The 10,888-nt window shown below is 55.9% G+C and carries 12 protein-coding genes; 8 read left to right on the top strand and 4 right to left on the bottom strand.

Translation table 11 applies throughout. The annotated features are described in order from the left end of the window. The 4 genes from PCH01S_RS05315 to PCH01S_RS05300 all read left to right on the top strand — a co-directional run. Positions 1-440: topoisomerase C-terminal repeat-containing protein (locus PCH01S_RS05315; protein WP_409372153.1), on the top strand; the 440-nt coding region annotated here is incomplete at its 5' end. Positions 441-456: 16 nt separating this feature from the next. Beyond that, positions 457-1,128 carry a uracil-DNA glycosylase gene (locus PCH01S_RS05310; protein ID WP_042227361.1) on the top strand — a complete coding sequence of 224 codons (672 nt, stop codon included), beginning with the start codon at positions 457-459 and terminating at the stop codon, positions 1,126-1,128. A 443-nt stretch (positions 1,129-1,571) separates the two neighbouring features. Continuing rightward, positions 1,572-2,168, top strand: a complete 597-nt coding sequence (locus PCH01S_RS05305; protein ID WP_042227360.1) for an NAD(P)H-dependent oxidoreductase — start codon at positions 1,572-1,574, stop codon at positions 2,166-2,168. Between the two features lie 53 nt (positions 2,169-2,221). Beyond that, on the top strand, positions 2,222-2,602 hold the full coding sequence (locus PCH01S_RS05300) for an ArsR/SmtB family transcription factor (RefSeq protein ID WP_042227359.1): 381 nt from the start codon (positions 2,222-2,224) through the stop codon (positions 2,600-2,602). Positions 2,603-2,891: 289 nt separating this feature from the next. On the opposite strand, the gene PCH01S_RS05295 is transcribed toward PCH01S_RS05300, so the two are convergent. After that, the gene (locus tag PCH01S_RS05295; RefSeq protein ID WP_042227358.1) at positions 2,892-4,295 is read right to left on the bottom strand and encodes a hypothetical protein; all 1,404 of its coding nucleotides are present in this window, start codon (positions 4,293-4,295) and stop codon (positions 2,892-2,894) included. A 254-nt stretch (positions 4,296-4,549) separates the two neighbouring features. Then, positions 4,550-4,801, bottom strand: a complete 252-nt coding sequence (locus PCH01S_RS05290) for a hypothetical protein (protein ID WP_241688710.1) — start codon at positions 4,799-4,801, stop codon at positions 4,550-4,552. Positions 4,802-4,996: 195 nt separating this feature from the next. Here PCH01S_RS05290 and PCH01S_RS05285 point away from each other — a divergent pair, with 195 nt between their 5' ends. Together PCH01S_RS05285 and PCH01S_RS05280 are read left to right on the top strand one after the other, a co-directional pair. Then, complete coding sequence (locus tag PCH01S_RS05285) at positions 4,997-6,073, top strand: DUF3900 domain-containing protein (protein WP_042227355.1); 1,077 nt, start codon at positions 4,997-4,999, stop codon at positions 6,071-6,073. A 66-nt stretch (positions 6,074-6,139) separates the two neighbouring features. Continuing rightward, a complete protein-coding gene (locus PCH01S_RS05280) occupies positions 6,140-6,517 on the top strand; it encodes a PH domain-containing protein (RefSeq protein ID WP_009672891.1) in 378 nt (125 codons plus the stop codon). Positions 6,518-6,602: 85 nt separating this feature from the next. Here PCH01S_RS05280 and PCH01S_RS31235 read toward each other — a convergent pair whose 3' ends face one another. After that, a complete protein-coding gene (locus PCH01S_RS31235; protein ID WP_255246824.1) occupies positions 6,603-6,734 on the bottom strand; it encodes a hypothetical protein in 132 nt (43 codons plus the stop codon). A gap of 199 nt (positions 6,735-6,933) precedes the next feature. Between PCH01S_RS31235 and PCH01S_RS05275 the strand changes: the two genes are divergently transcribed. After that, positions 6,934-8,568: a L,D-transpeptidase gene (locus PCH01S_RS05275; protein ID WP_042227354.1), complete on the top strand. Its 1,635-nt coding sequence runs from the start codon at positions 6,934-6,936 to the stop codon at positions 8,566-8,568. A gap of 182 nt (positions 8,569-8,750) precedes the next feature. Further along, entirely contained in the window at positions 8,751-9,239 is a 489-nt protein-coding gene (gene infC / locus PCH01S_RS05270) for a translation initiation factor IF-3 (protein ID WP_174446789.1), read from the top strand. Between the two features lie 390 nt (positions 9,240-9,629). Here the strand turns inward: infC and PCH01S_RS05265 are convergent, their stop codons facing one another. After that, entirely contained in the window at positions 9,630-10,745 is a 1,116-nt protein-coding gene (locus PCH01S_RS05265) for an aminopeptidase (RefSeq protein ID WP_042227352.1), read from the bottom strand. Between the last annotated feature and the right edge of the window lie 143 nt (positions 10,746-10,888).

Here is a 10,888-nt window from a genome sequence, read left to right as displayed (position 1 = left end):
GCGCGGGACAGGCGCCCGTGCGGGAGACGGCGGGGGCCGAAGGGCAGGCATCCGGGCGCAGCTCCCGGACCACAGCGGGCCAAGCTGCCGGCCAGCGCTCCCGCGGAGCCTCCGCGGGACAAGCGGCAGGCCCGGGTGCCTCTGCTGCGGCTAAACCGGCGGACGGGCCGCGTGTGGTTGGCGCTTGTCCTCGGCCCGGCTGCGGCGGAACCATTTTTATGGGTAAGAAAGGATATGGCTGTTCGCATTACAAGACTGGCTGCACCTTCGTCATCTGGAAGGAAAGCTTCGGACGGAGCTTGACGGATGCCCAGGTGAAAGCACTGCTGGAAAAAGGAAAAACGGCCAAGCTCAAACTGGAACGGCAGGGCGGAGAGGAAGTTTCGGCCCGGCTGGTTCTTGCAGATCCGTCTACCGGAAGACTGGAAACGGAGGAATAGGAAGGAGACATAAGCGATGACGATCTTGAAGAATGACTGGGCAGAATTACTGTCGGAGGAATTCGAGAAACCATACTATCTGAAGCTCAGGGAGTTTTTGAAGCAGGAATACGCGGAGCGGACGATCTATCCCGAGATGCACAATATTTTCAATGCCCTGCATTATACGGCGTTTAAGGATGTGAAGGCGGTTATTCTGGGGCAGGACCCTTATCACGGACCGGGTCAGGCTCACGGCTTGAGCTTTTCCGTCAAACCGGGCGTACCCGCCCCTCCGTCGCTCAAAAACATGTTCAAGGAAATGAAGGACGATATCGGCTGTCCTCTCCCGGGCACGGGGTATTTGAAGCATTGGGCCGACCAGGGGGTGCTCCTTCTGAACACGGTGCTGACCGTGAGGGCCGGTGAAGCGAATTCCCACAAAGGAAAAGGCTGGGAGCTTTTTACGGATAAAGTCATCGAAACGCTGAACCGCAAAGAGACCCCCGTTCTTTTTATTTTGTGGGGAAGCCACGCGCAGTCCAAAACGCAGCTGATCGACTTGAACCGGCACGGCGTCATCAAAGCTCCTCATCCGAGTCCGCTTTCCGCCCACCGGGGATTTTTCGGCAGCAAGCCTTATTCGAAAGCCAACGCATGGCTTCGGGAGCAGGGAATCGAGCCGATTGACTGGTGTCTTCCGGAATAAACGGGAGCGGCATGAAACGTGCACTTTTAGATTTTTGGTTTATACAAGGCAAGTTTATCCGACGAATTCGTCATTCGAAAGCCGCGCGCATGCGCGGTTTTTTTGTTTGTTTCAAAGGGTTTTATCGTCCGAATTCGAACTCGCGAGCGATAAAGCCGAAAGGATTTTGATTACGCAAATAACAATACCGTTTATGTTTTGACGGACCGCTTGTATGAAATTAAAAACGGGCCGATTAATGGGGATTGGATCGACGCTTTCAATGAAAAATACCGGAAAATTTACGAGAATTCTTAAGCCTTCGCATGAAGGCTTTTTTTGTTGCGGATTCATCAGCCATGATTTTTGATTGACAAATAATGAAACGGGGCTTATCTTTGGTTTAAAGGTTTAAATACTTAAACATACGAACTGAATTAATGATCAGATGGAGGTTTCTTCTTATGACAACACAGGCACCGTCACGCGTTTTAATCATTCAAGGACATCCCGACCGGGAGAGCTACTGCACCGCTTTGGCGGAATCGTACCGCAAGGGGGCGGCCGCAGCCGGAGCGGAAATTCGTTTTGTGCAGATCAGCGATCTCGAATTCAATCCGAATTTGGCTTACGGGTACAGAAAGCGGACGGAGCTGGAGTCCGATCTGCTTGGAATCCAGGAGTCGATCCGCTGGGCCGACCACGTCGTGTTCGTCTATCCGACCTGGTGGTGGACCATGCCAGCTCTTCTCAAAGGGCTGATCGACCGGGTATTTCTACCGGGCTTCGCTTTTAAGTACAAGAGCAAGGACTCATTCGCCTGGGAAAAACTGCTTAAGGGGAAGAGCGCCCGCCTCATTGTGACGATGGACACTCCGGTATGGTATTATCAGACTATAAGCGGAAGCCCCGGCCATAAGGCGATGAAGAAGGGGACCCTCGAATTCAGCGGATTTAAGCCGGTACGCGTGACAACGCTCGGATCGCTTAAATTATCCACGGCGGCCAAGCGGGAATCCTGGCTGGACAAGGCCGAGAACCTCGGCCGCAAGCTGATCTAGGCGTCCTCTCCCGCATCCCTTCCGGCCGCATCGATGAAGAAAGATGTGATCGTATGAGCGGAACAACAGAAATGACTACGATGGAGTATTTTGAGCAGTGTACGAATTTGTTCCGGACTTTGGGAGATCCGGCTAGACAGCAGATTATTCTGCTGCTCGGCAAACACGGGCCCATGAACGTCAAAAGCATCACGGAGCATTCGCACCTGTCGAGACCGGCCATTTCCCACCACCTCAAACTGCTCAAGCAGGCGGAGATCGTAACGATCCGTCAGCAGGGCACGGAAAAATATTATGCGCTGGATGCGGGAGCGGCCATGAAGCTCATGAAAGATCTTATAGCGGCATTCGAAAAAGAATGCCCGCCGGATGCGGCGGGCAGGGAAGAGGGCGAAGGGCTGCCTTGCGAAGGCGGAGCCTCTACCGGACGTTAGATACCGTTCTTGCTGCCGAAGGATGCAGGGGAATCCTTGAGCGCGGTAAGAAGGTGGAAAAAGCCGAGAAAGGCAGCGAATGCCAAGCAAGAACCAGGCAGGAACCAAGCCAGAACGAAGCTAGAACGAAGCTAGAACGAAGCTAGAACGAAGCTAGAACGAAGCTAGAACGAAGCAAGAACGAAGCAAGAACGAAGCAAGAACCAAGCAAGAGCGACGCTGGAAAGGGTCTGCATGGAACACGGCCGTGGCTGACGCGCATCCTGAGTACCGCATGTTCTCCGCCGGATCAGATCAGAAACATCGCGAAGACGGTTGTGACGGCCAGGCCGATCATCACCGGCTTCAGGTTCCGCCGGGCCAGCTCGAAAGGATCGACACCGCAGATGGCGGCGGCGGGAATGAGCGCCCACGGGATGAGCGTGCCGCCTCCGACCCAGATGGCGGCCACCTGGCCGAGAGCCGTCAAGGTAGCGGCTCCCGCGCCGAGGGCGGAGGAGAACAGGCTGGCGACCGAGCCGGCGAGTGAGATGCCGGAGAAGCCCGACCCGTCCAGCCCGGTGATGGCGCCCACGGCTGTCAGCGTGACGGCGCTTGCGGCCGGATGGACGGGCACAGTCTGGGCCAGCGCCAGCCCGAGATCGTTCACGATCCCGTGCGAGGAGGCCGGGAGGACATGCCCGTACAGTTCGGTAAGAGCCGCGTCGCCGAGGTAAAAGAAGGCCGCAATCGGAATGACGGGACCGAATACCTTAAAGCCGAAATGAAACCCGTCCACCAGGTAAGCGGTCGTTTTACCGAACCCGCCCCCGCGGTGCGCCATGAGCGAGACGAGCAGCAGGATCAGGGCGGCCGTCCCGCCGATCAGAGCGGTCGCTTCCCCTCCCTGCAGGTTCAGCTTGAACATGGCCGCAATGTCGGCCGCGAACAGCAGGGGAATCGCGACAGCGAGAAGCAGGCGCCGCCTGCCGGACAGCAGCTTCCCGCCGGAAGATGTGCCCCCGATGACGGGGGCCGGTGGCTTGATAGCGCTTTCCGGTTTCAAAGCGCCGCTTCTCAAATCGCGCCGCAGGAACCAGAAAGCGGTCGCGGTCGTGACCGCTCCCATCACGGCGACGAGCGGGATGGAAGCTTCCATGACGCTGCCGACGGGTAGCCCGGCGGCGTCGGCGGTCAGCTTCGGGGCGGCCTGGATGACGTAGTCGCCGGAAAGCGCGATGCCGTGGCCGAACAAGTTCATGGCCACGGCCGCCCCCATAGCCGGCAGACCGGCCCGGACCGCCGCCGGGAGTAACACGGCCCCGATCAACGCCACGGCCGGCGACGGCCAGAAAAACCAGGAAACGGTCATCATGACGATACCGATGATCCAGAAGGCCGCTCCGGGGCTGCGGATAAGCTTCGCCGCGGGGGAAATCATCGTGTCGCTGACGCCGGACAACGAGAGAACCTGGCTCATGCCGACGATGACCGAGATGACGAGTATGGTCGGCAGAAGCTCTTTCATGGCATAGATGAGGCTTGTGAAAATGCCTCCGACCGATTGGGGAAGCGAGCCGGTAGCGGCGAGGCCCAGCAAGAAAATGCCGATCAGGCAAACCGGCGTCGTATCTTTACGAAACAGCATAAACCCGATAATAAGGGCAATAAAACATACATAAACGACATGCAGTCCCATCAGTTCCACATTCACGGGAATCCCTCCGTCTTGGGCTTACATCCTGTACTGCTACAGCTTATGCAGGTCCCGTACGAAGGTTCCGGGCTCGTCCATGCCCGTCCGCGCAGCAAAAAGAAACCCCCTCGCCCGAGGGGGTTTTTAGCAGTTAATAAGAATAGTTATTTATCATCTAAAGGTTGTTCCTGCTATTTAAATAGGCGCACATTTGTAAGGTATGTAGGGTCGGCTTCATTTCATCTCTATATTATACGGGTTTTCTGGCTTGCTTACTTAGGCTGCTCTTCCGCGCTCTCGGTTTTGGCGCTGAATTCGCATTTTTCTCTGGAGTAAATCATCGTACAGCTATTGAGGCTCGAACGGATTTTCACTTGGTCCTGGTTGTATTTCTCGATAAAACCTCGTCCGATTTGGACATACACATCGTTGTGATCCATTCCCCAGATGTAGACTTCGGTCTGCGAAAGTGCTGCGGCGAACAATTCGATATCCGTTTCCAACAACATCGTTCCATAAATCATCTCATCGTACACCCCAACTCCATAGTAAATCGTATTTCTATCGTTCCTACTAATATAGACAGGTCGAGGCTTCCAACAATCACACGGTCTGGCAGTTTTTTTTGTCCGGAGTCAGTTTCTTTTGTCAAAAATCGCGGGATTCGCTACAATCAGAGAAGGTTAGACAGCAGGTTAACGGATAAAGGGGAAAAAAGCATGAAATTCGAAGTGAAATTTATCTCATTTTTTGTCATACGCGAAGAAGGGACGGGCAAGGCTTACCGTCATTTTCAGACTCTGGACGGGGACGCTTACGAAGGCAGTGCGCTCGAACAGTTTCTGGGCGGCGAGTTTGCCCGGCTGGCCAAGCGCAAAGTGGAACGTAATCCCCAGTCGGAGCAAGTTCCGACCAAAATCGGACGGTTTATAACGGAACCGGGGTGCGGCCTCGAAACGAATCCGAACTACAATATGTTCGCCAGACTTCGCAGCGCCTCGTCAAGGGACGATTTCCTGAAAGAAAGCGATGAATTGGCAAGAGCTTACATCCAGACGAGTTCGGTGCGCAGCGGAGCGCTCATTACGGCCAGCGCCAAGCTGCCGCAGTATTTCGACGAGCCGTTCGTATTCGTGATGAAATGCGATTTCGAGCCCAAAATAGCCCGCATTACGGATGAATCCAGTCTGCTGCATGAAGTGGAAATGGCCATCAACGCGAAAAATATGAAAGCGATCCAGTATCCGTATATGCCGGAGGTCGGCATGCTTGAGGACTGGGAGCTGAAAATCCATCAGCCGTCGCACGCCAAATATTTCGAGGATCTGCTTAAATTCGTGGAGTATGAAAAGTCCATGCCGGAGCTTCTGAATCATCAGGTTGTCAATCTGGTTCAGCAGCATATCGAGCAGACGCTGGAAGCCCATCCCGAGCAGAAAGAAGCCGAGGAGAGGGACCTTGAACTCTGGGCGGCAAGCGAGAAGCGCGAGCTGCAGGAGAAATGGGCGCCGGAGCTTGTCATGGAGGCCGCCAACTTTCTGGTGGAGCAGCAGCCGGATCTGGGCATGACGTTTAAGCTCGATCATTTGACCGTAAAAGGGAAGCTCGCGGATTACGGGAGAAAAGTACATTTTGCCAAGTTCGGCGATCAGTATGTCGTCCTGCTGAGCGGCAGCTCCCTTCATTTTGAAAAGGGAGTTTCACCCGTGGAGCTGCTTCAGCCCGAAGATATCCAGTCCGTTCTGGCGCGGCTGGAACGCGAAGCCGCGCAGGACAACGGCGACGGGGATTTTTAAAAGACGGATTCGTCCCGGTTCGAGGTGTGTTAAAATAAGGATTATGGGCAAGGGAGCTGATGAGCTGTGGGGATCTTGGACGGTTTATTGGGAAATGCTTCGGAAATGTCTCCGGAGAAGCTTCAAAAGGAACTGGAGCCGTTTCTTATTCCGGGCGAGCAGGTGCAGGTCGCGTACAAAATTATCCGGGACGGGTTCGTTTTTACGAACAAACGCCTTATTCTGATCGATAAGCAAGGGGTAACGGGCTCCAAAGTGGAATACATGTCCGTTCCTTACAAAAGTATTATCCGGTTCGCGAAAGAGAGCGCGGGGACGTTCGATCTGGATGCGGAGCTTAAAATTTGGCTGTCGAGCACCCACGAGCCTATCGTCAAGAAATTTAACAAAAGCGCCAACATTAACGACGTGTACGCGATGCTGAGCCGGTATGTATTGGGGTAAAACGAATAAATAAAGAAAGCCTCCGGACCGAAAGGGCCGGAAGGCTTTTTTCGTGTGAAGACGGAATCGGTGCGGAGAAAAGAAGTTACTCCCCTAAAACGTTTTCGGGCTTCGGTACTGGACCTTTGCCGTCGGCCAGCTTATCGCCGAACTGGTCAAGTCTGCCCGGTTGACTGGCCGGACCGCGATTTTTGGGCTTGCTGTTTCTTCCTGCCATGGAATCCACCTCCGACTGTTAGTTTGCTTGCAAGGTGAACAATTCATACACCGAACGAAGGCGGAATAGTGAGAAAAATAGCGAAGAGCCGCACGCAAAAATTGGCGTACGATTATAACTATACAAATTGTATTTATATTGATACAATATGTATCGAACAGCCTATTAATCTCTCATTACAGCAAACAGGAGGTAGGGAATGGGAGGAGCGACGAACCGGTTTTCGCATCCTTTAGAACCGCATCTGGTGCGAGTCAACAAAAATTTATACATCAGCCGGGGAGACCCGCAGTATTTCGATAAAGTCATCCGCTATGCCGATAAAACGTCTCCCGAAGCACATTTTCGCATGGGAGAGCGGGCAAGGGAGCAGGGGAACCTGCCCAGGGCGCTTTTTCACTATCAAGAGGTGATGAAAACGTACCCCTCCCCGTTTTACTCCGACGCCAACCGGGCCGTACACGAGCTGGCGAAGCGGGAGGAAAGCGATCTGGCGGGAGTCCGCAAAGAGCTGGAGGCGGCAACGGGAAGCAAATTCAACAAATTTTTGCGGACTTTCCTCTATGCGCTCATCGTCATCAATTTGGTCCTGCTGGTCATTCTCCTCTCGGGAGCAGGAAACAAACAGACCGCTTCCGCCGCGGAAAACGGAAAGCCCTCAAGCTACGAATCGCATGTATCTCAGCCTCAAGAAGGAAGCAGCTTCTCGCCGGAAGCTGCTTCTTTACGCCCGGAGGAACTTTCCGGCGTGGAACCGGATGAGCGGCCTTACCTGCTGCGGCTGTCCCCAGGTACGGGCATCGCCCGGGCGGAGACGATCCTCCGGGAGGAGATGGAGCTTCTAATCGGGCGGAATCCGCAAAAAAGCCGGGTCATTTACGCAGTCCGGCTGACCGGACAAGACGCGCTCCCGGGTATGGACGGACAAGTGGTCCCGGTCAAAGATCCCACCGAAGTGGAGGGTGCTTTCGCGGCGGCACAATATGCGCCATCGCTCCGCAAAACCGCGGAGATCACCTATCTGGGTGAAGGCGCGCCGCGCGCTCAGGTGCTGACGCGGATTGGCACCCAGCTCATCCGCACGGCGCTCGGGGCATACGCGGCGGACCATGGAGGGAAATTTCCGGCAAGCCTGGACGAGCTGGTCCGCGATTATCCCGGAAATTACCTCAGCTTCGTGCCGCGGGAAGCCGTGACGGGCTCCACCCGGGTGAGCCCGTCTTACGACGGTGGAGGCGGGTGGGTCTACCGGCCCGCCGCCGCAGATGCAGGTTCGGCCCTGACGCCGAACCTGCCGGGGGCTTCGCTTGCGGGTATCATCCTTCCCGCAAGCGCTTCCGCACAGGCGAACGTTCCGTTCGAGCCTGTGCGGGTGACCGTGAGCAAGCGGGATCACCGCTTGCTCTTGACTGCCGGAGGCGCGGTGCTGGAGGCCCGCGCCGGAATCGGCCGTCCGGAGTCGCCGACGCCGGACGGCACGTTCGCCGTGCGGGAGCGGGTGATCGCTCCCGCGGGCAGGACGCCGGGCGTGTACGGCGCCGCGGCGCTGGGGCTGGGCGCCATCGCGGTGCACGGCACGGCGGATGCCGCCTCTATCGGCGACGGGCGCTCGCTCGGCTGCATCCGGGTCGGCGATGCCGACATGCAGGCGCTGTTCGCGCTCGTGCCGAAGGGCGCCGCCATCCGCATCGCGGGGGCAATACCCGCCGGAGGAGCTTCGCCGGGAAGCGGCGGGCTCGACCTCGCCGCCGCGGCCGCGGCGCTGCGCCCTCCCGGAGCGCCTGCTGTGCGGGAGCAAGCCCCGGCGGGGACCGTGTTCCACTGGCTGGGCTGACTGCACCCGTCATGCGATTACAAGCGTCCGAAAGAGGGGGTGTTTCCCTGCCGGGCGCTTTGTATTTCCTCTCCGTATCCCCTACAATAGAAAGAAGGAGAGTACGGAAACGAACCGGTTCTATAGCGCAGCCATATAGCGGCAGAAGTTTCCGGAGACACAACATCCGGGAGGAACTTATGATGCTTATCATGAACGAGAAAATAAAAGCGGCCGAGGTGGAGCTTACGGGCTTAAACGGGGAAAATCTCGGTGTCATGCCAAGGGAAGAAGCGCTTAAGCTGGCTAAGGCGGCGAACGCCGATCTGGTATGCACGTCTTTGATGAGCAGCCCGCCCCCCTGCAAGCTTGCCGCTCGCGGCACGGCGAAGCAGGCGGTCCAGAAAGACAAGCAGGCGGCCCGCCGTCAGGACATGCCTCTGAAAGTGAAGGAGCTGAGGCTCACCGTTCACATCGAAGACCACGACTATGAAACGAAACAGAGGCAGGCCGAGAAGCTTCTGGCTTCCGGGAACGCCGTACAGCTCGTCGTCCGCATTCAGGGCAAAGAAGGACCGAAAGCGAAGGAGCTTCTGGAACGGCTGGTTAAGGATCTGTCCGCCTCCGGCACGAAGGAGACGAACATCCAGGTCAGCGGCAAGCAGGCGGCGGTACGCGTCAATCCGTCATAAAAAATCGAAAAAGAGCAGTCTCCCTTTCGAATCAGGGAGACTGCTCTTTTTCCGTTCACATCTGTTCGATCCAGTCGGGAGGGGTAACTTCCTTCCAGCGAGCTCGGATCGCTTCCATTTCCTCCCTCGGAGGCGGGACCTGACCGGCCATCCGGACATTCTGCTACCCACCCGACGGTCCTGCTTGGTGCCTACGACGTCCGTCGAGACGCGGGGAACCGACTTGGTGGAGCGCAGCGTTTTTGCGATTAGCCGGGAGGCTGCTCCATCCATTCTTCCGCAAATACGGGCCAAAAGAAAACAGCTTCAACCCGGATGGGTGAAGCTGTTTCGTAATGCGCGGCGCAATCGCTGTACGGATGCGTTTCGCCGCTGCGATATAGGCGCTGCTTATTTCAGATTTTCGGGGTTCAGGCATTCCAGCTCGGGAATAATGAAACGTCCGTCTTTGCGGATAAGCACGTCGTCGAACCAGATCTCGCCGCCGCCGTATTCGGGACGCTGGATAAGCACGATATCCCAGTGAACGGAAGAGCGGTTGCCGTTGTCGGCGATTTCGTAAGCTTGTCCCGGCGTGAAGTGAATGGAGCCGTCGATTTTTTCATCGAACAGGGTATCTTTCATCGGGTGCAGAATGTACGGGTTGACGCCGATCGCAAATTCACCGATATAACGTGCGCCCTCATCCGTATCCAGAATTTCGTTCATGCGGGCGGAGTTGTTGCTTGTCGCTTCAACGATTTTTCCGTTTTCGAATTTCAGGACGACGTTCTCGAAAGAAGTTCCCGAGTAAACAGTCGGCGTGTTGTACGAAATGATACCGTTTACGGTGTTGAGCACAGGAGCGGTGTACACTTCGCCGTCGGGAATGTTGCGTTTGCCGCAGCATTTGATCGCCGGAATGTCTTTGATGGAGAAAGAAAGGTCGGTACCCGGAGAAACGAGGCGCACCTTGTCGGTACGGTTCATGAGCTGGACGAGAGGCTCCATCGCCGTTTCCATTTTGCTGTAGTCGAGGTTGCACACCTGGAAGTAGAAGTCTTCGAACGCTTCGGTGCTCGTGTTGGCCAGTTGGGCCATGGAGCCGTTCGGGTAGCGCATGACGCACCATTTCGTATGGTTGACACGCTGGTTGGTCACCGGTCTGGAGTACACGCTCATGTACAGCTTCAGGCGGTCTTCCGGAACGTCCGCGGTTTCCGTCACGTTGTCGCCGGCGCGCACGGCCACGTAAGCCTGCATTTCTTTCATGCGGCTCAGTTCGATTTCGGCTTTTTTCTCCAGCGTTTCGCGCGTAGCGCCGAGCATCATGCTGCGGTTGATCGCGGGATCGCGGAGTTCGACGATTGGATTTCCGCCGACCGCGTACACTTCTTCGATAAAGCACTTCGCGAGCTCCGGATCTTTAACGCCGATCAGCTCGATCAAAATATTTTCGCCCGGCTGAAGTTCAACCGAATAGCGGATAATGTTTCGTGCAAACGTAACCATTCTTGGATCTCTCATGGGCAGGAACTCCTTCTATGTAAAAAATGTCAGTACGGGGTACTGAGGACATGCTTCTTCCCATTATAGTACATTTTGGGGATGTGTAGAAGACGGCTCCAAAAATAGTGTGAAATATGGAACATACATTCTTCTAGTGGTCA

Source organism: Paenibacillus chitinolyticus NBRC 15660 (genome assembly GCF_000739915.1).
Classification (GTDB): Bacteria; Bacillota; Bacilli; order Paenibacillales; family NBRC-103111; genus Paenibacillus_F; species Paenibacillus_F chitinolyticus.
This window is presented reverse-complemented; position numbering and strand designations above follow the sequence as displayed.

Coding starts and splice junctions, on each gene's coding strand:
- PCH01S_RS05300 (WP_042227359.1), top strand. CDS start 2,222: ATGAGCGGAACAACAGAAATGACTACGATGGAGTATTTTGAGCAGTGT.
- PCH01S_RS05285 (WP_042227355.1), top strand. CDS start 4,997: ATGAAATTCGAAGTGAAATTTATCTCATTTTTTGTCATACGCGAAGAA.
- PCH01S_RS05275 (WP_042227354.1), top strand. CDS start 6,934: ATGGGAGGAGCGACGAACCGGTTTTCGCATCCTTTAGAACCGCATCTG.
- PCH01S_RS05305 (WP_042227360.1), top strand. CDS start 1,572: ATGACAACACAGGCACCGTCACGCGTTTTAATCATTCAAGGACATCCC.
- PCH01S_RS05290 (WP_241688710.1), bottom strand. CDS start 4,801: ATGATTTATGGAACGATGTTGTTGGAAACGGATATCGAATTGTTCGCC.
- PCH01S_RS05310 (WP_042227361.1), top strand. CDS start 457: ATGACGATCTTGAAGAATGACTGGGCAGAATTACTGTCGGAGGAATTC.
- PCH01S_RS05265 (WP_042227352.1), bottom strand. CDS start 10,745: ATGAGAGATCCAAGAATGGTTACGTTTGCACGAAACATTATCCGCTAT.
- infC (WP_174446789.1), top strand. CDS start 8,751: ATGCTTATCATGAACGAGAAAATAAAAGCGGCCGAGGTGGAGCTTACG.
- PCH01S_RS31235 (WP_255246824.1), bottom strand. CDS start 6,734: ATGGCAGGAAGAAACAGCAAGCCCAAAAATCGCGGTCCGGCCAGTCAA.